Origin of the sequence: Leptolyngbya sp. ST-U4 (assembly GCF_039962215.1) — a bacterium.
GTDB lineage: Bacteria > Cyanobacteriota > Cyanobacteriia > Elainellales > Elainellaceae > Leptolyngbya_A.
On sequence record NZ_JAMPKZ010000013.1, the window covers coordinates 25457 to 50863 of the forward strand.

Consider the following 25407-nt stretch of genomic DNA (forward strand, 5'->3'; position numbering starts at 1 on the left):
CCCTATTCCTTCGGTAGCTCATACTGCCCAACAATGCGCTTTGCATATTCCGGCACATGAGCCTCTAACTTTTCGGGATGGTTGCGCTTGGTGTACAGATAGTTGCGCGTGAAATGAGAATCGATCGAAAAACGCGCATATTCCAGCCCTTTGGGACCAATTTTTTCGATCACCACGCCCATCAGTTTTGCTGCCCACATTGGCAGGGTTACGCCTTTGTCATAAGCCGGAATGCTTTGCTGCACGGCATTTTTTCGATCGCCCTGCGACATTACAGGCTGCGTGTCAAGCTGATCCATCACCAGATCCAGCATTTCCTGACCGCAATCGTTTCGCACCACAATCCACTGCCAGCCAAACGGCGCGCCCATATAGCCCACCACCAGATCCGCCAGCGAATTCACATAGTCAAAGCAGCTCATGCAGGACGGCGCGAACACATCCTTCAGCTGGTTGGTTTTGAGTCCAAAGAACGGTACTTTCTCGATCGACCCGTCCTCGTGCTTAAAATGCACCCGAAAATCCTGCATGAATTCGTAATGCACCACCGTTTCGGGCGATCGGCTGGTGGTATCGAGAAATTTTTGCAGTCCGGCGCGGGTCACATTGTCCACACAGGGCGTTCCCAGCACATAGAGCTTTTCTAAACCAAGCTCCTTTTCTACAGCGCGAAGTGCCTGAATCTGACAGCCCACGCCAATGACTAACAGCCGCTTCATGCCCGACTGCTGCACCTGCTCCAGCACCGACAGGTTGGGCGACAGGGTTGGCTTATTTACTCTCGCTGCCAAGATCTCTTCTGGCGTGCGGGCAATCACAGGCTGCGGCTGAAACCGATCGTCCTTCGTATTCTGGACGCACACCACGCCTTCCACCATGCCCCGATTCAGCATCTCAATCGCGATCGAACTCACGATGCCCGTCCACTGCGCTCCGTCGATCGGCTGCTGTTTGCGGGCTGCCATCATGTCCTGCCGCACGCCAAAATACCAGTCGTCCTGATCGTCCAGATTGCGCGATCGCCCGTGGGTTTGCGCTTCTAACTCTGGAATCTGCTGATTAATAAAGGCGCAGGCTTCTTTAACGTAGTGAATATAGTAGGTATCACACAACCCGCATTCGCTGCACAGTTCTTTTGCCGGACGGCGGCTACCGGGCTTCAGTGCCTTCGCTTTTTGATGCTTGTTTTGATGCTGGGGGGAATCAGGAGTAATAGCAGTCATTGAAAGAAATTTATTAACATGAGCGTCTCTCAATCACAATACCGTAGAGACTGTTCACCGTGGCGCACCTGAGACAAAATTAAGCGTTTGAGACTGCTCCGGCAGGCTTTCCTCCTTCCTGGTATCTTGGAATTAAAAGCAAATTTAAGCAGATAGTCTTTATTCTTTTGCCGATCGTTCAATCAATAAAGAGAAACACTGATATCCATCGATATGAACTACGTTATTGCTGTTCTTGCCGATCGCATTCAAGCCGAAGCCGCCTACTCTCAGCTTGAGAAAGAAGGCATTCCGCAAAACCAGATGAGCATCTTAGGTCGAGGCTATAAAACTGCTGATGAGTTTGGCTTTATCGATCCCAAACAGCCTGCCCGCAAACAGGCTCGCTTGATGTCCTTTTGGCTGGTTCCCTTTGGTTTTATTGGCGGAATCGCCTTTAACCTGGCAACAAACTATGAAGTCATCCCCGAAATTGGACTTTTCGGAAACCGCATTCTCGGTGGCATTCTGGGGGCGATCGGCGGCGCAATGGGCAGCTTTTTTGTGGGCGGGCTCACAGGCGCATCTATTGGCAGTGGAGATGCCCTTCCCTACCGCAATCGTCTTAAAGAAGGCAAATACATTGTTGCAGTCAACGGCGCGCCCAACATCACCAACAAAGCCTCCAGCATCCTGAAACAATTCGAGCCCGAAAGCCTCCAGGGCTACGTTGACCCCAATATCAATTAATCCCTTGATCCATCAAGCTCTGAGGTTAATGCGTTCGCTGCGCTAACCTAGTCCTACGAACGAACCACCCCTCATTTCCCCATCCACCCATCCACTCCCTTTCCCATGACTCTTCCCAAAACGCTCGAAGAAGCGATCGAACAGGCAAAAGTCTCGACCCAGGCAGCGATCAATGATAGCTACAAGCGGCTTCAGGTCGAAATCGTCTTTCCCGAACTCAAAACGATGCCGGTCGCCGCTCAGTTTCTAGAACCATTTGAGCCTCTGGGAAGCAAGCTGCGGGTGTATTTCACCGATGCAGGGGCTGCGGCTCTTGCCCGACGCGACTGGGGCGAAAAACCGTTTGCCATTCGCGGCTTGAGCGATCTTAAAGCAGAAATTCAGCCGGACGAAGAACTGCTGCTGTTTGTCGAGCCGTCTTCGGTGGAAGTCAACGAGGTGGAGCAGATTTGTCAGCAGGCAGGCGATCGGGCAGTGATCTTGCTCAATCCCAAAATGGAGGACATTGTGACGATCGGGATTGGCTACGCCGGAAGGCAGCTTCGAGAGCGATTCTTGAAGCAGTTTGATACCGCTTACTACCTTCAGCCGATTCCAGGAGCAGCAATTCTGCGAGCATATCCCTCCTCCTGGCAGGTCTGGGTGGAAAAAGGCGAGGATGACTATGAGCTAGCCGGAGAATTTTCTCAAAAGCCAAATAGCGAAATGCTGGAAGGGCTTTTGATGGGTTCTTCTGCGCCTGATTCACAGGAAAATGTCTCTGAGCAAACAGCTACCTCATCTCGATCGCCCCAGCGGAAAGGCATTTTGTCCTCGCTTCAGCAATTTCTGCGGGCATTAAGCCAGTAGGAGGACGCTGTGTCAGAAGCAAAATTTGTAATTTATTTAACATAGCTTTAAAGGACAAGCGATCAAAAGCGCAGGTTGTTGGGCACAATTAGAATAAGGACTTAATGTTGAGAAGTGTAAAGGCTGAAATGTAAAGGCAGGCTTTTTGCTGACCGATGTTGTTATGCTGCTTTAGTCAGGTTGTCTGTCTTTATAAATGTGATTTGCCTGAATGTGATTTGTTGAGCGTCTTAAGAGGATAAATGCCCGTGTCTAGCAGTCGTCGAATTTTCGTGGGCGATGTTCATGGTCACTACGATGCCCTGATGCGACTTCTAGAAACGATTGCGCCTAATTCTGATGATCAAATTTACTTTGTAGGAGATTTGATCGATCGCGGACCTAAAAGTGCTCAGGTTATTGAGTTTGTGCGATCGCAGGGCTATGGCTGCGTGATGGGAAACCATGAACAAATGCTGCTGGAGGCGTTTCCCGATAGCAAAGTGTCTCAGCACCTCCTGCAAGCGTGGCTCCACAGCGGCGGCTATACAACCGTTGCCAGCTATGCGACTCCTGAATCCCTGCTGGAAAATCTTGTCTGGTTGCGAAGCCTGCCGCCCTATCTAGACCTGGGCGATCTCTGGCTCGTTCATGCGGGTGTACATCCCCATTTGCCGATTCAAGCGCAGACTTCCCACGAGTTTTGCTGGATTCGTGAAGAGTTTCACAGCACACCAAAACCCTATTTTGACGACAAGCTGATTATTACTGGACATACCATCACCTTCACGCTGCCTGGTGTGCCCGCGGGGGCAGTTGCCAGAGGAAAGGGATGGCTCAACATTGATACCGGCGCATATCACCCCAAAAGTGGCTGGCTGACTGCTGTAGATATGACCCATCAGCAGGTTTATCAGGTCAACGTGTTCCAGCAAGCTAGCCGATCGCTCCCGCTGGCAGAAGCTGTGGTTGAGATTGAACCTAGCCAGATGCATCTGCGTCGCCAGCTTATTCAAACGCTTTAATTTAGAAATGGGGCGATCGGCAACCGGTCTATATCGAAGCCCTCGTCCTAAATGCCTCTTATACGACGGACTACTGTGTATCGTTCAGTCGATGGAGTCACTGTTCTAGGCTTTGCAGCCCCCTAAATGCCCCAATGTTGGGAGACTCCGCAACAAAGAGAAGTCTTAGTTCCCCCCAAGTTAGGGGGGTGGGGCAGAATAGGGCAGTTTCTACATCATCTACATCACATCATCTAGATCAATATCTAGAGCAATGGATGGATCGGTGTACACAGTAGCCGAAGAGAGATTCGGTTTAGGCTAATGCAAAGCTAAAGTCAGATTCAGACAGCGTTGTTACGTTAACCCGATTGAGTTGCAGAGTATTGCCGTTCCCAAAGTTGATGGTAGAAGCGCTCAAGGTTGCTTTTGACGTGAAGTCAGAAAAGCCCTGGAAGCGGAAACTGCTGAGGTCAATTTTGTCTGATCCTTTTTCAAAGTCGGTAATCACGTCCTTTCCGCCACCTGGACGATAGACAAATTGATCATTTCCCTCATCCCCGGTGAGCCGATCGTTCTGCGTGCCACCATCTAGGCGATCGTTGCCTGCACCACCCCTCAGGATGTCTAAACCCGATCCACCATTCAGAATGTCCTGTCCTGCATCTCCCTGAAGGTCATCTTGTCCGTTTCCACCTAGCAGGTAGTCATCGCCCGAACCGCCGACAAGAAAATCCTTGCTGTCATCCCCTACCAAAATATCATTGCCTGCTTGCCCAGAAAGGCGATCGACTCCGGCTCCACCAAAAGCAATATCGCCGCCCTGACCGCCTGTGAGAGCATCAAAACCTTCGCCACCGCTGAGAACATCGTCTCCCTGATTGCCGAACAGAATGTCGTTGCCCTGCTCGCCTTCAATGCGATCATTCCCCTGCCGACTGCTTAAAAGGTCATTTCCCCTAAAACCGTCTATATCATCATTGGCTCGAGTACCTACCAGAATGTTATTTCTATTGTTGCCTGCAACGCGGTTGAAGGAGGGTTGGGGAATTGTGCCTGTGATGGTTTGATTGATGGTATCTGCAAAAATCCCGTGAGTTTTAGTCGTGGGATGGAACTGATCCCAGAAGAAAAATTCGTTTGGATTCGACTGAGGCGAGAATAGCAGCGGAGTTGTAATGTTGGTATAGCCAAACTTAGCAGGATCCGAGGCAATGGATTCTCCAAGGCTGAATAGATCGACCCGCGTGGTCTTAAACGTCAAATTGCCTAACTCCAGGTCAACAGCCGCATTGAAGGCTTTGCTGATCGCAGTGAGTTCTGCTGAAGCTCCCCCGGCAGCGGGTAACCGTCCCAGATTTCCCACGTTCGGAACAACAAAGTTCTTCGCGCCCGCACTTTCTAAAGTTGAAACAGCATTTTTGATATTGAGACTTCCCTCCCGCAGCAGCGCCGCTGGATCTGCAAAGGTTGTACCTGCGCCCGACGGGTCTGGTAGGGGTGATCCTCTGAGGGTATCGATGAAGTCGTTAGAACCTGCCCAAACAATATAAAGCCCATCTGGGTCTGCACTACCCGTGCCAACCCTACTTCTGAAAGCATCAATTTGATCCAGTAAGCCGGGAAGGTCCCGCCTGACATCGTCTTCAAGAACATTGCTCCGTCCGGTGGTTGCCCCGCCAAATGCAAGGTTATTAGGCTGCTGCAAGCTGTAGCCAGTGCCCAGAAGGGTTGCCAACTGCTCAACCGCGACGGGTCCGTTGGAGAATCGCCCATTAAAGTAAGGGGGGCTTGGAGGAATCAGTCTTCCGCTGGCAGCAAAGGCATTGCCTGTATCAGAGATGCTGTCGCCGAACACATAAATATTTTTTGTAGCCATCTTTTCCTTTTGATTCTGTAACTGTTGATAGGTCAGAAGGCGAAGCTGCGAGGTGAGGACGATGTGAAGCAGTTCCCCTCTGGGGCGATCGGTTCCCTATCTTTTGATCGCTCTTGTCCAGCTCCTCCAGTGCTATTGCTTGGCATAGTACCATTATTGGCTTACCCAGTTCTTCAGTTGACAAACCTGCTGTATCGCTCACCCATCCATCGAAGTCCGATGCCCGATCGAATGCTGGATTGTGATTTATGCTGAAAACTGGATCTCACCCAATCTGTTCAAAACAATCAATCAAAGCAGCGAATGCCCCAGCGAAATGATCTAGATTTTTATAATCGTGTTGCCGACGAATGGTGGTGCGAAACGGCGAAAATCTACGCGCTTTATCACCTGAACCCAGCCCGCTTCCAGTATTTTGATCACCATATTTCTAGTTGGGCAGGCTTAAAGGTTTTAGATGTTGGCTGTGGCGGCGGCTTCTCCTGTGAATATTTAGCAAGGCGGGGCGCGATCGTGCATGGTATTGACCAGTCACCAAGCTGCATTGCTGCGGCTCAAAAACACGCCTCAGTGAGTCAACTGGCAATCGATTACTGTCACGCATACGCCGAATCTTTGCCCTATCCAGATCAAAGTTTTGATGTCGTCGTCTGCGTGGATGTTTTGGAGCATGTGGCAGATTTGCAGCAGACGATCGCTGAGATTCATCGCGTCTTGAAACCAGGGGGAATGTTTTGCTTTGACACAATTAACCGCACCTTTAAGTCAAAGCTAATTATGGTCTGGCTGCTGGAAGATTGGCTGCGTCAGATTCCGCGTGGGATTCACGACTGGCAAAAGTTTATCAAGCCAAAAGAACTTCAGAATTTAATGGTGAAAAAGGGTTTTGAGGCGATCGAAATTCAAGGGTTTAATGTGTTAGGTGAAACGGTGCGAGAAAATATTGAAGCTTATTTGCACTATCGTAAAACAGGCGCATTTAAGATTCGCTTCAGTGACAACACATCGGTCATGTATATCGGCAAAGCAAAACGCCTATCAACTTCCTGAATGGCAGTTTAAGGCCCAATTTAGCTCAGTAAAAATCTAGCTCAATAAAAAAGACTGGGACATTGCCCAGCCTAACTCAAAACAACTAAGATATTCCGCTTGGGAGGACTGACTTAGAGCTTCGGAACGTACTGCTCTTTCTCAGGAACCACGGTGTATTCTGCCACAATCTGACGGAACTCTTCGCCGTCGATCGTCTCTTTTTCAATCAGCAAATCAACCAATCGATCGATGACTTCGCGGTTATCGCGAACGATTTTGCAGGACTGCTCGTAGCAGTGTTCGACAATCGATCGCACCTGAGCATCAATCCGGGCAGCAATCTCTTCTGAGTATTCCGAGCGAGACATCCAATCCCGTCCCAGGAACACTTCACCCTGCTGGCTTTCCAGCGAGAGCGGTCCCAAGTCAGACATACCGAAGCGAGTGACCATCTGCCGCGCCATGCCAGACACTTGCTGAAGGTCGCCGCCTGCGCCTGTCGTGACTTCTGCATCGCCAAAGATGACCACCTCGGCAGCGCGTCCGCCCAGTGCGCCTGTGATTCTTGCCATAAGCTGCGATCGAGAAATGAGACCCTGCTCCTCGTTGGGCGTAAACCAGGTAAGACCCTGCGCTTGTCCGCGTGGAATCAGCGTGACTTTTTGAACCGGATCGTGGTCTTTCATCAGCGTCCCGACGATCGCGTGTCCAATTTCGTGGTAGGCGATGAGTCGCTTGCTCTTGCTGTCTACGAGGGGCGTACCTTCCATTCCCGCCACAACCCGATCGACTGCGTCATCAATTTCGAGCATCGTAATGGCTTCTTTACGACGACGCGCTGTGAGAATTGCCGCTTCGTTCAGCAGGTTTGCCAGATCCGCTCCAGTAAATCCGGGCGTCCGGCGGGCGATCGCTTCCAGGGAAACGGCTTGGTCAATCTTTTTATTGCGGGCATGGACTTGCAGCACTTCCAGACGACCTTTGATGTCCGGTGCATCTACTGTCACCTGACGATCGAAGCGACCGGGGCGCAGAAGCGCGGAGTCCAGGACATCGGGACGGTTCGTTGCCGCAATGATGATAATGCCCGTGTTGCCCTCGAAGCCGTCCATTTCGGTCAGCAACTGGTTCAGGGTTTGCTCGCGCTCGTCGTTGCCGCCGCCAATTCCAGCCCCCCGCTGCCGTCCGACTGCGTCAATTTCATCAATGAAGATAATGCACGGCGCGTTCTCTTTCGCCTTCTTGAACAGGTCGCGCACTCGGGACGCACCGACTCCCACAAACATCTCTACGAACTCCGAGCCAGAGATGCTGAAGAAGGGCACCCCTGCTTCTCCGGCGATCGCCTTTGCCAGCAGCGTTTTTCCGGTTCCAGGAGGACCGACGAGCAGCACCCCTTTCGGAATTTTTGCGCCGACGGCGGTGAAGCGTTCGGGTTTTTTGAGGAAGGTCACGACTTCCTGGAGTTCTTCTTTGGCTTCTTCGATGCCTGCTACGTCGTCAAACATAACGCCCGTTTTGGCTTCCATCATGAAGCGGGCTTTGGATTTGCCAAAGTTCATTGCCTGACCCGGACCACCAGGAACGTTGCTGGAGCGACGGAACAAAAAGAATAGTCCACCAATCAACAGCAGCGGGAAGATCAGGTTGCCCAGTAAACCCCAAACTGCACCATCGTTGCGGGGCGGATGGAAGTCAAAGCTGATGTCTTCTTGCCGCAGGCGGGTGATTAGCTCAGGCGTGTTGCCCGGTAGATCAACCCGGAGCCGCTGCATTCGACCGTCTAGATCGGGATCGAGCGCTTCAACGATCGCCGTTCTACCGCCCTCGTACAGGTCAACGCTGGTGACGCGCCCCTGATTCAGATAATCGAGGAAGCGTCCGTAGGTCATGCGAGTGCTTGCTGTGTTAGTCGCCGCACTCATGGGAGCGGTCGAAAATGCGCCCTGCCACAGAAAGAAGCCAATAATCAGGGCTGGCATTGTCCAGAGAAGGATGGCTCTCCAGGAAAGTTTCATAGTGGTGTGTTGCCTCTTATGGATGCAGCAGGTTCAGCAGCGACTGAATCAAAAGGATTTGCTATAGGAGTATGCGAATTCCACTTGTGGAGCGGATTCATCAGTTGGATTTAGTCGCTTGTAATTTCAGTGTAATTCTCCTCTGCTGTTCCGCGAAGGACAGGCGAAGCAGAGACGCTGCCGAAATTGCTGAGAACGAATCTTAACTAAATTTAACGTAATTACGAGATTTCGGGCAACTTCTCCTCTGGTCTTCTGCCCTGTCTTCCTGCTTCAGCTCTGCCGTTGATGCTTTGATGCCTGCGATCGATGAGCAGTCGCGAAACGGGTAGGATTCGTCAGAGTGAGGAAAAAATGAAAATACCTGGAACGGGTGTACTAATTTAAGGAATCGTGATAGAACAAACGTATCAAATTCGGTTGGAGCTGGTCTGTGGCAGATCTGGCAAATCTCCCATTAAATCTCCTATTGATAGCCCCCTTTATCAACAATTATGCAATGAGGCGATCGAACCCTATGGCAGGTAAATCTTCTCCCGCAAGTTCCCAATTGGTGTCCCCGTCTATTCTGAGCGTCGATTTAGGGCGCACCTCAACGAAAGCAAGTGTTGGACGGCATCCCGATCAGGTGATTTTAATTCCCGCGAATGTTGCCCATCTCACAGTTGAGCAGGTGCGGCGCGGTGGCTTTGAATCTCAGCCCAGCGATCCTTTGCTGGATGTTTGGCTAGAGTTTCAGGGACGGGGCTATGCGGTCGGCCAACTGGGCGCAGACTTTGGAGCGGATTTGGGCGTAGGGCGATCGAAGGTTGAGGATGCGCTGATTAAGGTGCTGGCTTGCGTCGGCTATTTTGGGCTGCGCGATCGAATCTCGGTGGTGCTAGGGCTACCTTACTACTCACAAGAGCAGTTCGATCGAGAAAAAGAGCATTTGACTAGCCTGCTGCGCGGTCCCCATGTGATGAGCTATCGCGGGGAACTGGTCGCGATCGACGTTGAGCAGGTCTGGGTGATGCCGGAAGGCTACGGCAGTCTGATTTGGTGCGAGGCAGACAAAAAGGCATCCGGTGCAGATTTTCCGAACCTTTCCGTTGCCGTGGTCGATATCGGGCATCAAACCACTGACTTCCTGACGATCGATCGCTTCCGGTTTGCCCGAGGCGCGTCTAAAAGCGAACCGTTTGCAATGAGCCAGTTTTATGAGCAGGTGGCGGCTCAGATTCAGGGCGCAGATAGCCAGTCGCTCTCGTTGATCGAGGCAGTGAACCGATCGGAAGGCGAACGCTTCTTCCGTCCGCGTGGCGCAACGACTCCCACGAATTTAGATGACATTCTGCCCAGTCTGCGGCGTAGCTTCGCCCGCGAGTTATCTGTTCGCTTTGTGGAATGGTTACCGGAGCGAGTAACAGATGTCATTGTGAGTGGCGGCGGCGGCGAATTTTTCTGGAACGAGCTGCGTCCCCTGTTAAAGGAAGCTCGACTGAAAGGACATCTGGCAAAGCCTTCCCGCAAAGCGAATGCGCTGGGTCAATTTCTTTATGGCGAGGCACAAGCCTTAATTTTGCTGAGCCAGGCAGCCGCGAAAGCCTGAACAAGCAGCCTGAACTGGTTCGCCTTTGCTGAATGTCCCTTCATGTACTGACAGCACGCCTCCTGCCTTGCCCAATATCCTTCACCGGAGATTGACCTATGCTCGATCGCCAGCAACTTTCAACAGGAACTCATTTCATCGGCAATCAAACTTCCTACTGCAATCGATCGGTATGGTTTGCTGTGACCGATGCCGACCAGCTTTTGCTGCAAACGATCGACCACCTTCTGGAGGCAGGAGACTACAGCAGTTTTAGCGAGCTGTGTAAACAGGCACTCCGGGCTTGGCTGCTGCCCGATGATCCGCAGGCAGATTCAACGCTGATTGTGCTTCAGCAGCAGATAGTAGCTTTGCAGCTTCAGGTGAATCAGCTTTCGCAGCAATTGTCTCAGGCTCCTGCCCCTGCCCCGGCTGAACCGATCGCTGTCCTCGAAGCGCAAGTTACCGCACTGATGGAGAGAGTGGCTCACCTGGAGCAGTGCGCTGCCGAGGGCGACCCGCTGGAACTGCCACAGGACTGTACAAAAATTGCGGTTCCCGGGATGCCAGTTCGTGAAGCCGATCCTTTGCTCAATCGCCTGGTTGCCCTGCTAGAGGATTTTTAAGCAGGATGAGAAGAACTTTACTTTTAGGGGTTGATTTCACTGATGCGAATGACGTAAGGCGAGTAGGTATTTTGAGCAAAGGAGCCAACCCAAACCTGATACGTGCCGGAGAGCCACTGTCCTGCAATCCCAGGATTTTTGCCGGAAGTGTCATCGTTGCACCAGGTTCCGCCCGGTCCACGAACCACGATCGTGGTGTCTTCGGTGCTTTGCACTTGCAGGCTGAGACGGCTAAAAAACTGAGTCAGGACGATCGTGTGATCCGGTTGGGCATCAACAAAGCCATTGCAGGGGCCCGTCGCCGTATTGGGTCGCCCAGTAATTTGATTGGCAGCCCGATCGCCACCGCTAATGCCGCGAAGGGTTGTGGGATCAGGCGTGAAATTGGGGCTGAGCGTGACGTTCTCAAAAATCGTCAAGGGTTGAGCGGGTGAAGTTTGGGCACTGGCAGCCGCAATGTCAAAAGTCATGTTAAAGACTCCGGGCAGCAGCCCAGCTAAAACAAATGCAAATCCTGTCGATCGACGAGTGATTTTCAACCCTGGCTGATTCATAGTGTGATTTAAAGAACTTCGTTCATGGAAAGTCTGGTGATGCAGGGAAAAACGTGCAAATTTTATTTCCCTAAGCTCAAGTGAACCAGGGAACATGACCAGAGGCAATCCTAAACTGTTCCTTAACCTGTGCTTTTCTTAACCTGTGCTTTTATTGACCAGACTCAGCGATCGCCACTGCCTGCTTAAGCCGGGGCAACGCCATTTGGTGCTGATGCAGCAGCAGCCAGGACTCGACCAGATCCGGTCCCTGAAGGTCACAGGTGAGAGCCGCCCGCAGAGATTTCATCAACAGTCCTTTTTTGATGTTCTGCGCTTTCACCACCGTTTGCACGATCGCCTGTGCCCCTTCTGCGGTTAAATCAGTGACGCTTTCCAATTCCGTGATTACGCCTTTGAGCACGTCTCCCACGCCTGCCGAAACGAGTTGCGTTCGGGCGGCTTCGCTGTACTCTAGTTCAGGGTCAAACAGATAACGCGTCATGGGAACTGCGTCTTCGAGCCGTTCTAGACTGGCGGCGATCAGTGCGGTGAGCTGTTCTAGCCAGGGACGATTGCCTTCTGCATTCACTGGGTAGCCTGCCTGCTGCCAATGGGGAATCAGCAAATCCGTCAGCCGATCGATCGGCATGGCGTGGATATACTGGCTGTTGATCCAGTTGAGCTTGTCCCAGTCAAACTTTGCGCCTGCTTTGTTGACGCGATCGAAGCTGAACTGCTGTGCCGCTTCCTGCAGAGAAAACAGCTCAGACATTCCTTCTGGCGGCGACCAACCCAGCAGAGTCATGTAGTTGACGATCGCTTCTGCGGTGTAGCCCATGCGCTGAAAGTCAGAAATCGAAGTCACCCCGTCTCGTTTCGAGAGTTTTGCGCCTGCCTGATTCAGGATCAGCGGGCTGTGTCCAAACTGGGGCACGGTGGCTCCTAACGCTTCATACAGCAGGATTTGCTTAGGCGTGTTGCCAATGTGGTCTTCGCCGCGAATGACGTGGCTAATCTGCATATCAATATCGTCTACGACCACCACGAAGTTATAGAGCGGTTGTCCGACATCCTCTGCTGCTGCTGCCCGCGCAATCACCATATCGCCGCCCAGATCGCGCCCTTTCCAGGTGACGGTTCCGCGCACAAGGTCATTCCAGGTGATTTCACGATCGTCCTCGATCTTGAAGCGAATTACGGGCTTGCGTCCTTCTGCCACAAAAGCGGCTTCTTGTTCGGGGGTGAGGTTGCGGTGGCGATTGTCGTAGCGGGGGGCTTCGTTTCGCGCTTTTTGTGCCTCGCGCATCGCGTCCAGCTCTTCGGGGGTGTCGTAGGCGCGATAGGCTAAGCCTTTGTCGAGCAGTTCCTTCACTTTGGCGCGGTACAGATCGAGCCGCTTCGTCTGGTAAAACGGTCCTTCGTCCCAGGTCAGCCCCAGCCAGGTCAAGCCATCGAGAATATTTTGGGTATATTCGGGGCGCGATCGTTCCAGATCGGTATCTTCCACCCGCAGAATGAACTGTCCCCCCTGATGGCGGGCAAACAGCCAGTTAAAGACCGCAGTACGGGCAGTACCAATGTGCAGATTTCCGGTGGGACTGGGAGCAATACGAACGCGAACAGACATAAAAATCCAACAGTGAAAGAACAGCGGTAATTTTTCCCGCGCTTGGACATTCTTAGAATTCTAGCGAGTCTCGATCGCCTTCGATGCTGCAGATTCTAAATTTCCTTTGGGCTGAAGCAGTTAGGAGCTAGATAAAATCTCATTTTTGTAGGACTCGTAGGAATCTGGCAGAAATTGTTTGACAAACCTCCAGAGAGTCTGCATAATAGAAATCGCGCCAAATAAAGGCGAAATTAAGGGACTGTAGTTCAATTGGTTAGAGCACCGCCCTGTCACGGCGGAAGTTGCGGGTTCGAGCCCCGTCAGTCCCGTAAAAGCTAAGCAAAAAAGCTAGGTAAATAGAGAGAGCTAAGCAAGCTCTTCTCGAATAGAAATTCTACTCATTGATAGCCCCCAGCGCTTTGAGCGTTGTTTTTTGTGACTGCTAAGCAAACCGATTCAATGCGATCGTTTCTGGCATTGCCGTTTATGGTATCGTCACCCAAGCCGTCAATTAGTCGATCGTTTTTGGTTCTTCCAGTAATATCGCCACCGCCCTCACCATCATCAACAAGATCGTTCCCGGCTCCGCCACTGCAAATATCATCTCCACCCTATCCGTGCAGTCGATCGGTTTCTCCCCGTCCATCATATTTACAATTCAATTGAATTCAATTGATCTCCTTCAAATTTATCTTTTCCTTTTGAACCACGTTTAATAATTCTTTCGTTAGCCATTGTTCCATCTCCGCGCTTGTTTTTGTAAAGTGCGATCGCTGAAATGAGGGCAGCAGCCTGCAACCCGTAAGGCTCATAAGATGCTGAAAGTAAAATTCCGAGGGAAGGATGCGAGAAAATGTTTTGTCTCTGCATTCAAGACCCAGATTAAGCAATCGGTTCGGTTTTGCCAGTCCGAAAAAGCCAGAAAAAGCTAGAAAAAATTAGATGTTGAGGTTTGATCGATATCTAATTGATGAAAATGGTGCACAGCAGGAATTTCAGCAGCGTCGGCTCGATCGCTACACCACTGGGTGGAACGTTTGAATCAAAAGGTGAATCAGAGAGCGAATTAGAAAGTGAATTGAATAGTGAATTCAGACAGTAAACCTCCTGCATAAATGCTCGCCCTCTCCCTAAAATTCCTCGTCCAAAATTAAAAGAGGAACTTTGAGATTGCTTTCCGATCTAGGTAGGAGGTTTATTAAATCAGCCAGTGAATCAGCCAGTGAATTTGAGGGGGAATCAGACAAAAGTACGGCTTTCGACCCTGAACCGGATGGCGATCGGCTTGGTACACGGTTGCAAAATGCCTTTTGCCCAATGGCGAACCGATGTTAGATCTAGGGTGATTGAAAGACCTGCTTGCAGGAAGGTTCTGGATTTCCTGCATGCTTTAGCAGAAGTTGAGTGCGTCCTACCTGAACAACGGAAATAGTCCTAAGATGCCAGATACAATTCGTCCCAGCGGTCCCAGCGTGTCTTCGGTGGCATCGGAGAAGCTAGCAAGCCCCGATCGCCCGACGACGATTACATCTCCTCTTTGTAAAGGCGGATTACTGGCAGACTCGGCTCCCTGACTCAAGTCGATCTCCACTTCGCTTTGGCTGACCGTGCCATCCGGGTTTAAGCGAACAAGCTTGACCTCACCGGTTCTGGCACGCCTGAGATTAAAGCCACCTGCTGCCATCAGTGCCTGATTCATGGGCGTATTGGGCGGCACTTCTACCATACCCGGTGTCATTACTTCACCCACCACGTAGACTGGAATCGACTCTGGCGAAAAACTTGCTGCCCCAAGCTGAACTGCCTCTGATGGATTCACCGCTGTTGCGGTGGGAATAAAAATTGAATCTCCAGCATGGAGTATGACATCTTTGCCCAGATCACCTGTCATTAACAAATCCCACAGGTTCACATTAATTGTTTGCCGGGAGCCATCTCGCTGAACCCGCTGCACTTGTACCTGACGTAAATCTGCTTTAGGGGTGATGCCACCTGCAATTTGAAGTGCTTCAGTCACGGTTGGGAATTGAGCAGCTTCTTCCCCGCTCGAAAGGTTATAGGTTCCGGGACGGTTGACCTGGCCTGCGATGCCCACACGCATCGGGCGCATTTCAATCAGACTGACGGTAACGACTGGACGCTTAATATAAGTGCTGTACTGAGTCGCGATCGCATCTGCTGCCTGCCTCAGTGTCATTCCCCCCACCATCACGGTTCCTGCCACGGGTAGGCTCAGCGATCCGTCAGGCAATACGAGTGTTTCGCTGCTATATTCCTCTGCGCCAAACGTGATGATACTAATTTGATCGCCTGCCCCTAACATGTAAGCATCCAGGGAAGGAGTTTCAGTTCCCGTCTGGTTTGCCGAGCCCTGAACCGTTAAATTTGGTGCGGCTTGTGGTGCTTGCGGTGCTTGTTCCGCCTGTGTTTGCGCCTGTGCAACAGTCCCATTCCCCCAGAGGGCTGCAAGCGTTAATACGGTCATACTCATGATCCGACTTACAGGTTTCTTCATACTTGCTTCCTGTTGAGTTGAGGATGTGTCAAGGATTATTGTATTAAGGATTACTTAGGTCAGTCTCTTGTGCGATCGATTTTACAAACGCGAATAGTCTAACCTGCAATTAGGATCGATCGTCAATCTTTTCATCAGCGTGTTGTCAGTTCCTTGTTTGACTCGTTCTATACCGTCTACACCGAATCCCCCGCTGCTCATACTGAAGTGCATATTCAAGCAACCTCCAGGGAATTAGAGCGTTATTAAGATACAGTATTCGTAGATTTATTAGGTTGGGGAGTGACGTAGCTCACTGCTGGTTCCCTCGAAAATACCGCAGTATAAATGGAACTTCTGGTCTAGAGACTACCTAACTCCATTCCCAGGGTAACTCTCTAATTTGATCGAACTTGCAATACTTGGGGTTCCCTGCTCCGTCATCCTGGAGTTTTATCAAAATGACCCAGTACAAGTCGCTTTTCTCTCTTGCTGTGATTAAGCGTTGAACGCTGTTGCTGCTTTCCTCCGTATTGTTCAGGTATTTTCTAGGATTGCCTGCCCTATCCTTCAGGGATTCAAGTTTCTTGTCTAGTTCATGAGCGTACGAAACACCGAAAACCATCAGTAGGGGCTTATCGTTACCATGAATTTGCTAATTTTCAGATTTTTTGCAAAATGTATCAAGCTTGACTATTATATTGGGAAGAGTAAGCTACTCTTCGGTGGATTACGCAAGCCAGTCCGAGTAATGCTACTTAAAAGCTTGAGGTTAGGTTGTATCAATTCCTAACCTTTGACGCTCTGAATCCTCTAAATTGATTGTTCTCTGAATTCGGAGAAGTTCTTTAGAGGATCTGAGTCGTTAGTTCAAGCGATCGATTCTTTCAGGTTTATCTTCAGTTGTTCCCTATTGTGAGTTCGCCATTTAAGCAGTATAGTTTCCTTTCGCTAATGCAGTGAGGGCATATTGCGCGATGACGAAACAAATTCTGATGGGAAATGCTCAGCGGAAAGTGAATGAATTTAGTGAGCTTCACTCCGTTCATCCAGATGCTTCCCTTCAGATGGGTTGTAGCGAAGCTGAGGATTTTGGGATGAAAAGCTGTGTGATGGGAAAGCAAATGCTTTTAGATAACCGCTCTAATTGGGCGGCAACCCCGGAAGCTGCTCTGCTCAAAATCATTTAGTTCCAAAAAGGCGCAGAACAGGTTTTCAAAAGGTTTTGTGTATCACTGCCTTACGCCAATGTCGTACACTCAATCCACAATCCTGTCTGCCACATGAGTGAGACTGTCTGCTGCGTGAGATAGTCATCGGGTTGACTCAACCTGATGGGCATATCCCGGCTATCTACAGCAAACTTTTCACTTTCCGTTAAAAATGGGTTGTCTATCTATTCGGTAGGGAAATGAAGGTACTTCTTGCATGTTCATCGGGTGGTCATTTTGCAACAATGCGTAGGCTAAAGCCTTTCTGGTCGCAGCACGATCGCGTTTGGGCAACGGATTTCAAAAAAGATACGCAGATTCTAGAACAATCTGAAGCGGTTCACTGGCTTCCTTATCAGCCGCCACGAGATGTCATTCGCATGATTGCCAATCTGCCTGCCACCTTCAGAATTTTATGGATCGAAAAGCCCGATGTAGTAATCTCGACTGGCGCAAGTGTTGCGGTTAATTTTGCTTTTGCTGCGTGGCTTTTAGGCATTCGTATCGTTTATGTCGAGAGCATTTCGAGATCACAAGAACTCAGTATCTCTGGAAGATTGGTGTATCCGATCGCAGACGAATTCTACGTTCAGTGGCCCGATCTGTGTCAGAAATATCCTAAAGCCGTGTTTAAAGGGTATGCTGCATGATTGTCGTGTCGTTTGGAACTATTCCATACCCATTCAACCGAGCATTGACCTGGGTAAAAACTTTGATTGAGAAAGGAACGATCGCAGAACCTGTCTTTATTCAATACGGGGTGAGTGACATTTCAACTCTGCTTGAATGTCCTCTGGTCACTGCTGATGCCATTCTTGATTCAAAAGAACTCATTCGTTTAATTGACAGAGCGCGGCTGGTGATCTCCCATGCAGGACAGGGTTCGACTCAGATGCTTGCATCGAGGGGTTGCTCTTTTATTTTGCTGCCTCGCTTAAAGAGCTACGGTGAGCACGTAGACGATCATCAGCTCAGTTTTGCTCAGGCAGTTGAGGCGTTTGGTGTGCGGCACTGTCTCTCGTTAGAGCAGCTAGAACAGGCAGTGCTGAATCCACCCTCGCGCTTTCGGCAGACCCTATTTACCGAACCCAGCCTGTCGCAACATTTGCTAGAAACCTATGGAGGTCAATCTTGATTTAAGAATGATTACTCGATCGTTTAAGGATTAGTCTATCTGGGGCGTACCTGCAAAGCCAGGCAGGCGGAACGCATTCAGTACTGTTAAGCACGAAGTTGGGAAGGTTAATTATGAACAATGCAATTGCAGTCGTGCGTCGATACTGGAAGCATCTACTGTTGTTAAATGGGCTTCTGATCGGTGCGACCGCTTTTAATGTAATGTACGCTTCTCGCACTTGGCAGGCGAATGCCCAGCTTATTCTCCCCGATACATCGACTAACTTGAATGCTAGTCTGGGCACGCTTGGGGAGTTACGAGAGCAAGGAGTTGCGTTTACCAATGAACTGAGTCCGCTGAAAGTGCAAGCTTCAATTATCACCAGCAATGATGTGATCAGTTCAGTTTGGGAATCTGACCCGGAACGGGAAGAATTCAGTAATCTGGAGAGCTACAGAAAGCTTTTTAAGGCGAAACCGATCGATCAAGCCACATCGATTCAGGTCGAAGTCACGGCATCGAAGCCTGAGCTCGCGCAAGAGCGAGTTGAGAAATTAATCAGCAGTTACCAAAAACGCTTAAATGAACTGCGCCAGGGGACTTCTGCTTCCCGTCAGCGGTTTAGTCAGGATCAGCTCACCCAGGCTGAACGGGAATTGGCAAAAGCCAGAAACGAATTAGCTGCCTTTCGGCAAGCGACTGGGCTGGTAGATAGCGAAGAGCAAGCTAAGAATCTGGATGCTAGCATCAATACGCTGGTGGCAATTCAGGCGCAAATTGCAGCTCAGGGCAAAGCAGCCCAAACTCGCACGAGCGCGCTTGCAAGCCGGCTTAATCTCTCCCCTGCTAAAGCGATCGATTCAATGCGCCTCGGGCAGGATAAGGAATATCAGAACCTGCGGACGGCGCTAACGGAGGTTGAAGCTGAGCTGGCAACTCGTCGGGGTGCCTTTACCGATAATGATCCCCAAGTTGTAGCGCTTCTGGGACAGCGGGATGAACTGAGGACAGCGATTAATCAGCGCGTTGCTGCCATTGTCCCCAATACAGTAGGCGTCGATGTGAGTTTGGGCGGAGACGCGTCTGGTGACGGGACGGTTGAACTCATCACTCAGCTGATTCAGGCAGAAAGCGAGGGTCAATCCTATCAGCAGCAGGCAAACCAGATTCAACAGCGAATTAACCAGCTCAAGGGCAATCTCAGTAGAATCGCAGGCCAACAGTCAAAGCTATCGGATCTTGAGCGTCGCTATGAAATTGCAGAGGGATTGTACAAGGGGCTTGTGGCACAGCTAGGGCAGACTCGTCTGACTGCGTTTGATTCCTATCCCAATGTGCAGGTGCTGGATAAGCCTGCGGTCAATCCAAAGCCCATCAGCCCCAAACTGTCGTTTATCCTTCTCGGCGGGTTGCTCAGCTCACTGTTGGGAAGTGCCGCCCTCGTGTCCTTTATGGAGTCACGGAATCCCTTCCTCAAGCCGAAGGATATTGAAAATAGCGAGCTTCCCGTTTTAGTTCGCATCCCGCAGATGAAGCAAACCGCCAAAGCCCTTGCTGAAACTGGGCTAACGGAGGTTGAAGTTCAGCGGCTTGCCTCAAAAATTAGCCTGATGCAGCTATCAAATCGGCGATTGATGGTCGGTAGTTCCATTAACGGAGAAGGAAAAACAACGGTTGCCCTAGTGCTGGCGATGGCACTGGTGGAATTGGGCTTTCGCGTTTTGGTGGTAGACGCCGATTTTCACAAAGCCGACTTGAGCGAACGTCTGGGCTATACCCTGTCTTCCGAAATGGGATGTCTTTCCAGCCCGGTTCCGGTTCGTTCTCGGTTAGACTTGCTGCCTGCCGCTAGGGGAACCCAGCAAAAAGCACTGGAGTTTGTGGCGCGGGGTCAGTTTGAACAGCACCTCAATGCAGTTCAGGCAAATGGAAACTACGACTATGTGATTGTGGACAGTGCGCCGATCGGTTTAACCAGCGAAACGACTTTGGTTGCAAAAGCGATTCAAAATGTGTTGATGATTGTGCGGCTGGAAGTGAGCGATCGTCAGATGGTTCAAGAGGCTTTAGAGCAACTGATTCGCCAAGAGTCACACGTCATTGGTTTGGCGGTGAATGGCGTTGAGCCGCGCGAAGCCTATCGTTACGAACTTAGCCGTTCTAGTACTTCCTCATGAATCGACATCCCAAAATTTCTGCGTCCCAATCCTTCTGGCAAAAGCCCGCTCAGGATCAGCAGAACGATTGCTTCGCAGTTCCCCAAGGGGGAAATCAGCTCTTTCACAATGGTTTGATTCGCTGGCAGGCTTTGACTGGAGCGGAGCGATTTGTGGGTCTTGCAATTGTTCTGGCTCCGGTCTGGTGGTTCATTAGCTGGAGCTACATGCCACTCTTCATGACGCTCGGGCTTTTTGCATACCACCTTGTTCGTCATAAGCAGTTGGGGTTAACTCGTCCCAGCCTTCCTGTGGTAGCCCTTCTGTTATTTACTGGCTATCTCATTGTTCTATACCGCTTGAGAGTGCCGGATGCAGGACCGACAGGAATCATCGGACTGCTGCAAATGTGGGGAACGGCGACAGCATTGCTCTGGTATGTCCAGAGCCAGAAAATTCGGATTCGGCTCACCGTTGTGGCATGGGCATTTTCGGTCGTCGTCCTTGAGGCGGTTCTTTACTGGTTGTTTGCTCGCTTTGTGCTTGGAGAACCCTTTTTTATTCCATCCCCAAACCTGATCGCAACATTTCTGGGGAATACAACGTTTCGATCGACACAGCTGGGTGCGGTTGGCAATTTTCTGAACCCCTATAATCCTTCGGTGAGGGGACCCGGCGGTTTAGTCCGCTACACCTTCTTCTTTCAGCATCCAACTATCTCCTCCCAGGTGTTTGCATTTGCGGTGCTGATTGCACTCGATCTCAAAAATCGGCTGTGGTCGAGTACGGTAATCGGGGCATCTGCTTTTTTGATTCTGGTTTGTCAGTCGCGCAATGTCTGGTTGGTGCTGCCGATCGTAGTTCTGGTTCACTGGCTGATCACAACCGGAAAAACGAGAGGACTTTCGGCTCTCATGGCAGCTCTGGCAGTCGTTAGTTTTGTGACGCTTTCGATTCCGCAGGTGACAGAAAAGCTTGCCGATCGAGTCACAACAACCGCAGAGGCAACGGGCAATCTCCGTAAGGATTCCACAGATGTTCGGAGAGATATCTATATCAAAACCTGGGCAAGCATTCTGACTGAGCCTCCCGTGATTGGTCATGCCGTCCCCGGTGAAGAGGTTGTTCCCGGCTACGAATTTGGTCGAGTTGGCACAGAGAGCTTCATCTTGGGGACGGTTTATCGGGCAGGCTTTCTTGGAACAGGGATGTTTCTAGTGTTTCTAATCTCTTTCCTGGCTTGGCTTTGGCGAACCCGTGACGATCGCCCGCTGTGCTGTTTTCTAATGCTGCTGCTGCTGGCTCTTTCTTCTGCCGTTACAGAGTTTTCGCCGCTAGAAGCGATCATCTTGATTCTGTGCGCCATTACTTACGTTCCGAAGCTGGCTCAGCCGAAACCGAAGTATCGCCCGAAGTATCGATATGTCTAAGCTTTTGATCCTGCCAGGATCCTGTGATGCGTTGAGCGGCACTTTAATCACGCTTTCAATGCTGCTTAAGGGAATTGAGCAATCGAGCCTGAATCCGGTAACAGTTCTAGTCCGGAAGGATTCTGTGATGCACCGCTATTTACAGGAAGCCGGACAGTCTAATTATCTCCATTTGATTTCTGCATCTAGTCAACAGCAATTTCTGCGTCGGGCACTCGATTGGGTCAATCATCAACCCCAGTCTTATCCTTTACTGCTGGATAACTGCGTTGAACGATCGCTTCTCCCAACCTTACTTCTATCTATCCCGTCACTCCGGTTGAGCCGTCGTCCGATCTATCACTTCTGTCATGATCTGGCACTTTCTAATAATTTGCTTGGAAATGTGCTGCGAAAAATGACTTTTGCTTGGCTTGCCCCTCAGGCAATTTGTAACTCAGGTTTTACAGCAAAGCATATTTCCAGAATCATGCCCAATATTCAGGGCATTTTGTATCAGCCTGTTGATTTCGATCGATTTAATTCTGCTCCGGTTTTGCCTCCTGCTTCGCTTAAGCCCATTCTAGAGTCGGGCGCAAAAATTATGCTCACGCCTTCTCGAATTAGTCAGGCAGGCATCATGAATGATAAAAATTTGCGAACTCTGATTCCTGTACTTGCCGAGCTAAAGACTAGAGGATTTCATTATCACAGCGTCATTATTGGAGAAGATCGATCGCCTGGGAAAATCAATACCCAATCCCTGTTCAATCGTGCTACTGATGCGGGAGTTGCTGATCGTCTGACGATTCTGCCTGCGGCGATCGAGATTGAAAATTACTATCGCCACGCCGATGTGGTCGTGACCCTTGCCCCCAGAGAGCCGTTTGGTCGGGTGATTGTCGAAGCGATTAGCTGCGGTGTGCCTGTCGTTGGAAGTTGTACAGGCGGAATTGGCGAAATTCTTCAGCAGTGCGCTGCTCTGTGGGCGGTTGATCCGGGAGATATTGGGGCGATCGTAGACCAAATTTTAGAAGTGACCTCCGGTTCTCAAGATGCCGTAAAAGTGCAAGCGCAAGCCTGGGTGCAAAAACGTTGTAGTATTTCGGAATATCAAAATCAATTATTGGAAATTGTCGGAATCAGGACTTAGAAATGTTTGCAAGAGCCTGCAACGAGATTGAAGATTGAATTCTAAAAAACTGGCTCTTCTCCAAGCTTCAAAGTTTCCCTGTTAGGAGGTTTAGAGGGTAATGTAGAACCTTTAATATCCCTCAAATAATCTCTAAGTTCTTATTCTTTTCCTATTCCTGCAATGAATTCAATGAAAGACGTTGGAATCTATAGAAAAGCATTTCCAAGAGTTTCTGAAACTTTTATTCAGGAGCAGTCGCTCAGCCTCACTCGCTATCACCCTACTTTTATTACCTGCCAGTTAGTCAAACCCATTCCTCAACCCTGCGTTGCTCTGAGCGAAATTGATTTTTGGAAGGTCAAGCAAGCGTTTCATATCCTCACGACTTCAGCCCGTTCCTTTAAAGCGATCGAACATCTGCGAAAGCTGGCTCTGATTCATGCTCATTTCGGACCTGATGGAATCTATGCAATGCGGATCGCAGAGCAGTTTAAGATCCCGCTGATTGTGACATTCCACGGTCATGACATTACTGTTTCTCGAAAAGCAATGCTCCGCTCTGGAAAAATTGCGTATTATCAGTTTCTTCGGCATGAAAATGAACTGAAGCAAAAAGCATCACTCTTCATTGCGGTTTCAGACTACATCCGCAAGAAACTGATCGAGTTTGGCTATCCCCCCGACAAGGTGATATTGCATTACATTGGCATCGATACCCAAAAGTTTTCTCCCTCTACAAACATAGGTGAAGAACGCTATATTTTGTGCGTGGGTAGACATACGCCAAAGAAAGGAATTGATACACTTTTACGGGCTTTTGCTCGCATTGCCCATCATCATCCTGATGTGTCTCTTGTCCAGGTTGGGACAGGAGAAATGAGCCATGATTTGCACACTCTGGCACAGCAGCTCGGCATCGAGCATCGAGTTCGGTTTTTGGGAGCACAGTCCTATGATGTTGTGCAAAATTTAATGCGAAATGCCACAATTTTTGCCCTACCCAGCCAAATGGCAGAAGACGGAAACAGCGAAGGATTACCCTTTGTGATTTTGGAGGCTTCTGCGTCAGGAATTCCGGTGGTTTCTACCTGGCATAGCGGCATTCCAGAAGCGGTTTTGAACGAACAAACAGGTTTTTTAGTTCCTGAGAAGAACGATGAGCTATTTGCCGAGAAGCTCAATGCATTGCTAGAACAGCCAGGGCAAGCTCTTGATTTAGGACGGCAGGGACGCAGCTTCGTTTGTGAACACTTTGACATTCGCAAGCAGTCGATAAAGCTGGAAGCCCTTTATGATAAAGCGATCGCCCGATGAATATGTCAAAAGTAAGTGCGGCTAAAGTCGTTGGTGGAAGTTTCTGGGTCACGGGTGGTTTTGTATTCATTCGTGCCTCCCAGCTTTTAACCCAAATCGTGCTTGCCCGCTTGCTATCCCCAGCAGAATTCGGTATTTGGGCGATGGTGTTGCTGGTAACCACCCTCTCGAATTTATTCAAAGATTGGGCGATCGCAGGCGTTTTGGTTTATAAGGGGCTGGACGATCGCAAGCTAGTGAATGCCGTGTATAGTCTGGGGGTAAACGTTTCGATCGGCATGGGCATTTTGCAGGCGGTTAGCGGGATTGCGCTAGCGCGTTTTTTTAATGTGCCTGTTCTTTTACCGCTGACGGTGTGTGTGTCGCTGGTCTTTCTGATCGGTGCAGGAGCAGGCTCTCACGCTGCCGTGATGCAGAGACAGATGCGATTCAAGGATTTAGCCCTGTGTGATGCAGCGGCTGCGTTTGCCCGATGTGCCGGCGCGTTAGCTTGTGCAGGATTAGGAGGCGGAGTCTGGGCGTTTGCGATCGGTGAACTGTCGATGGCAACGGTTGATTCTGTGATGAAACGTTGGTCAAGCCGTTATACATTTCAGTACCATCTTTTCCCTGATACAGCCGCGCTTTCAGAGGTCAAAAATTACATCAGCGGCATTATTGGATCTAACCTGGCGGTTTATACCAATACCAACAGCGATAATTTAGTGATCGGCAGATTGCTAGGAGCGGAAAAACTGGGCTATTACAACCTGGCTTATCAGCTCGCGATGCTGCCTGTCTTTGCGCTGACCCAAATTAATCGCGTTAATTTCTCCGTTTTAACCCAGAAAAATCATGCTGAGAAAAAGATATATGCGGGTCATGCGCTGCGGTTTTACGGCGTAATTTCTGCTCCGATTTATGGGGTTGCTTTTCTAGTTGCTCCTTGGCTACTGCCCATAACTTTTGGTGCCCAGTGGACAGAAGCAGCGAAGATTTTTCAGCTCATTTTGATCTTTGCTTATGCGCGCGGATTTATGTCAATTTTGGGAGCCGTTTTAGATTCCTTAAACAAGACAAGAACCAATGCCATGATTAACTGGGCACTGGTTTTAGTTTCTGTTCCTTCTTATCTTGCAGGTGCTTTGGTCGGCGGAATTGCGGGAGTTGCGATTGCCGTTGCCCTAGTCATGGGAATTTTGGCAACCCTCTGGTTTCTGCTAGTAATTTGCAGGTCGGCAAAGTATGAAATTCGCTTTTTGGCAAAGCCTATCCTGTTGCCAACCTTTATGATTTTGATCGCGATGGCGATTGTTCTCTCTATACCCATCATCAATCCCTGGCAAATCTATCTACAGCCCTTTGCTCTGATTGTTCTATATGCAGGTGGCTCTGTTGTCCTTTTTCCTAAAGAGATTGCTCAGATTATTTCACCTATTAAGGAGCTGTTGAAAACGAGAGGTGGCGAGAGCTAAAAACGCATGAGACTTTCAGAATTACTCAATTGTTGAGGCACTTTTTGAGGCAGTTTTTTCAGG

General features: G+C 50.0%; 22 protein-coding genes and 1 tRNA gene. 15 read left to right on the forward strand and 8 right to left on the reverse strand.

Translation table 11 applies throughout. From position 1 onward, the window contains the following. Nucleotides 1-2 precede the first annotated feature (2 nt). Nucleotides 3-1223, reverse strand: coding sequence for a Coenzyme F420 hydrogenase/dehydrogenase, beta subunit C-terminal domain (locus tag NDA02_RS17980; RefSeq protein ID WP_190793708.1), 1221 nt, complete (start codon nucleotides 1221-1223; stop codon nucleotides 3-5). Between the two features lie 213 nt (nucleotides 1224-1436). Here NDA02_RS17980 and NDA02_RS17985 point away from each other — a divergent pair, with 213 nt between their 5' ends. The 3 genes from NDA02_RS17985 (at nucleotide 1437) to NDA02_RS17995 (ending at nucleotide 3805) form a co-directional block, all read left to right on the forward strand. Further along, nucleotides 1437-1952 (forward strand): hypothetical protein, encoded by a 516-nt coding sequence (locus NDA02_RS17985; protein ID WP_190793707.1) that lies wholly within the window; start codon nucleotides 1437-1439, stop codon nucleotides 1950-1952. Between the two features lie 105 nt (nucleotides 1953-2057). Then, nucleotides 2058-2801 (forward strand): DUF1995 family protein, encoded by a 744-nt coding sequence (locus tag NDA02_RS17990; RefSeq protein ID WP_190793706.1) that lies wholly within the window; start codon nucleotides 2058-2060, stop codon nucleotides 2799-2801. A 242-nt stretch (nucleotides 2802-3043) separates the two neighbouring features. Next, on the forward strand, nucleotides 3044-3805 hold the full coding sequence (locus tag NDA02_RS17995; RefSeq protein ID WP_190793705.1) for a metallophosphoesterase family protein: 762 nt from the start codon (nucleotides 3044-3046) through the stop codon (nucleotides 3803-3805). Between the two features lie 295 nt (nucleotides 3806-4100). Here NDA02_RS17995 and NDA02_RS18000 read toward each other — a convergent pair whose 3' ends face one another. Further along, nucleotides 4101-5663: an SGNH/GDSL hydrolase family protein gene (locus NDA02_RS18000; RefSeq protein WP_348255594.1), complete on the reverse strand. Its 1563-nt coding sequence runs from the start codon at nucleotides 5661-5663 to the stop codon at nucleotides 4101-4103. A 303-nt stretch (nucleotides 5664-5966) separates the two neighbouring features. Here NDA02_RS18000 and ubiG point away from each other — a divergent pair, with 303 nt between their 5' ends. Next, a complete protein-coding gene (gene ubiG / locus NDA02_RS18005) occupies nucleotides 5967-6713 on the forward strand; it encodes a bifunctional 2-polyprenyl-6-hydroxyphenol methylase/3-demethylubiquinol 3-O-methyltransferase UbiG (RefSeq protein WP_190794015.1) in 747 nt (248 codons plus the stop codon). A 113-nt stretch (nucleotides 6714-6826) separates the two neighbouring features. On the opposite strand, the gene ftsH2 is transcribed toward ubiG, so the two are convergent. After that, complete coding sequence (ftsH2, locus tag NDA02_RS18010) at nucleotides 6827-8713, reverse strand: ATP-dependent zinc metalloprotease FtsH2 (protein ID WP_190794014.1); 1887 nt, start codon at nucleotides 8711-8713, stop codon at nucleotides 6827-6829. A 517-nt stretch (nucleotides 8714-9230) separates the two neighbouring features. Here ftsH2 and NDA02_RS18015 point away from each other — a divergent pair. Then, nucleotides 9231-10304: a ParM/StbA family protein gene (locus tag NDA02_RS18015; RefSeq protein ID WP_199296793.1), complete on the forward strand. Its 1074-nt coding sequence runs from the start codon at nucleotides 9231-9233 to the stop codon at nucleotides 10302-10304. 98 nt (nucleotides 10305-10402) lie between these two features. Continuing rightward, a complete protein-coding gene (locus NDA02_RS18020) occupies nucleotides 10403-10909 on the forward strand; it encodes a ribbon-helix-helix domain-containing protein (RefSeq protein WP_190794012.1) in 507 nt (168 codons plus the stop codon). A 23-nt stretch (nucleotides 10910-10932) separates the two neighbouring features. Here NDA02_RS18020 and NDA02_RS18025 read toward each other — a convergent pair whose 3' ends face one another. Together NDA02_RS18025 and gltX are read right to left on the reverse strand one after the other, a co-directional pair. Next, nucleotides 10933-11379, reverse strand: a complete 447-nt coding sequence (locus tag NDA02_RS18025; protein ID WP_199296794.1) for a hypothetical protein — start codon at nucleotides 11377-11379, stop codon at nucleotides 10933-10935. A 235-nt stretch (nucleotides 11380-11614) separates the two neighbouring features. Continuing rightward, the gene (gene gltX / locus NDA02_RS18030; RefSeq protein ID WP_190794011.1) at nucleotides 11615-13072 is read right to left on the reverse strand and encodes a glutamate--tRNA ligase; all 1458 of its coding nucleotides are present in this window, start codon (nucleotides 13070-13072) and stop codon (nucleotides 11615-11617) included. A 237-nt stretch (nucleotides 13073-13309) separates the two neighbouring features. On the opposite strand from gltX, the gene NDA02_RS18035 reads away from it, so the two are divergent. Further along, nucleotides 13310-13383, forward strand: a tRNA-Asp gene (locus NDA02_RS18035). A gap of 182 nt (nucleotides 13384-13565) precedes the next feature. Here the strand turns inward: NDA02_RS18035 and NDA02_RS18040 are convergent. The 3 genes from NDA02_RS18040 to NDA02_RS18050 all read right to left on the reverse strand — a co-directional run bounded on the left by NDA02_RS18040 (nucleotide 13566) and on the right by NDA02_RS18050 (nucleotide 15569). After that, a complete protein-coding gene (locus NDA02_RS18040; RefSeq protein ID WP_199296792.1) occupies nucleotides 13566-13703 on the reverse strand; it encodes a hypothetical protein in 138 nt (45 codons plus the stop codon). A 2-nt stretch (nucleotides 13704-13705) separates the two neighbouring features. Beyond that, entirely contained in the window at nucleotides 13706-13924 is a 219-nt protein-coding gene (locus tag NDA02_RS18045) for a hypothetical protein (RefSeq protein WP_190794010.1), read from the reverse strand. A 541-nt stretch (nucleotides 13925-14465) separates the two neighbouring features. Further along, complete coding sequence (locus NDA02_RS18050) at nucleotides 14466-15569, reverse strand: SLBB domain-containing protein (RefSeq protein WP_348255596.1); 1104 nt, start codon at nucleotides 15567-15569, stop codon at nucleotides 14466-14468. A gap of 956 nt (nucleotides 15570-16525) precedes the next feature. Here NDA02_RS18050 and NDA02_RS18055 point away from each other — a divergent pair. The 8 genes from NDA02_RS18055 to NDA02_RS18090 all read left to right on the forward strand — a co-directional run bounded on the left by NDA02_RS18055 (nucleotide 16526) and on the right by NDA02_RS18090 (nucleotide 25344). Beyond that, nucleotides 16526-16738 (forward strand): hypothetical protein, encoded by a 213-nt coding sequence (locus NDA02_RS18055; protein ID WP_190794008.1) that lies wholly within the window; start codon nucleotides 16526-16528, stop codon nucleotides 16736-16738. Between the two features lie 221 nt (nucleotides 16739-16959). Further along, nucleotides 16960-17409 carry a PssD/Cps14F family polysaccharide biosynthesis glycosyltransferase gene (pssD, locus tag NDA02_RS18060; RefSeq protein ID WP_190794007.1) on the forward strand — a complete coding sequence of 150 codons (450 nt, stop codon included), beginning with the start codon at nucleotides 16960-16962 and terminating at the stop codon, nucleotides 17407-17409. After that, nucleotides 17406-17894, forward strand: a complete 489-nt coding sequence (locus NDA02_RS18065) for a glycosyltransferase (protein ID WP_190794006.1) — start codon at nucleotides 17406-17408, stop codon at nucleotides 17892-17894. The genes pssD and NDA02_RS18065 overlap by 4 nt, the downstream gene beginning before the upstream one ends. A 113-nt stretch (nucleotides 17895-18007) precedes the next feature. Then, nucleotides 18008-20053 carry a tyrosine-protein kinase domain-containing protein gene (locus NDA02_RS18070; protein ID WP_190794005.1) on the forward strand — a complete coding sequence of 682 codons (2046 nt, stop codon included), beginning with the start codon at nucleotides 18008-18010 and terminating at the stop codon, nucleotides 20051-20053. Next, the gene (locus NDA02_RS18075; RefSeq protein WP_190794004.1) at nucleotides 20050-21462 is read left to right on the forward strand and encodes an O-antigen ligase family protein; all 1413 of its coding nucleotides are present in this window, start codon (nucleotides 20050-20052) and stop codon (nucleotides 21460-21462) included. The genes NDA02_RS18070 and NDA02_RS18075 overlap by 4 nt, the downstream gene beginning before the upstream one ends. After that, entirely contained in the window at nucleotides 21455-22594 is a 1140-nt protein-coding gene (locus NDA02_RS18080) for a glycosyltransferase family 4 protein (protein WP_348247501.1), read from the forward strand. The genes NDA02_RS18075 and NDA02_RS18080 overlap by 8 nt, the downstream gene beginning before the upstream one ends. A 171-nt stretch (nucleotides 22595-22765) precedes the next feature. Next, nucleotides 22766-23890, forward strand: a complete 1125-nt coding sequence (locus NDA02_RS18085; protein ID WP_190792797.1) for a glycosyltransferase — start codon at nucleotides 22766-22768, stop codon at nucleotides 23888-23890. After that, a complete protein-coding gene (locus NDA02_RS18090; RefSeq protein WP_348255598.1) occupies nucleotides 23887-25344 on the forward strand; it encodes an oligosaccharide flippase family protein in 1458 nt (485 codons plus the stop codon). Before NDA02_RS18085 ends, NDA02_RS18090 begins: the two co-directional genes overlap by 4 nt. Nucleotides 25345-25407 lie beyond the last annotated feature (63 nt).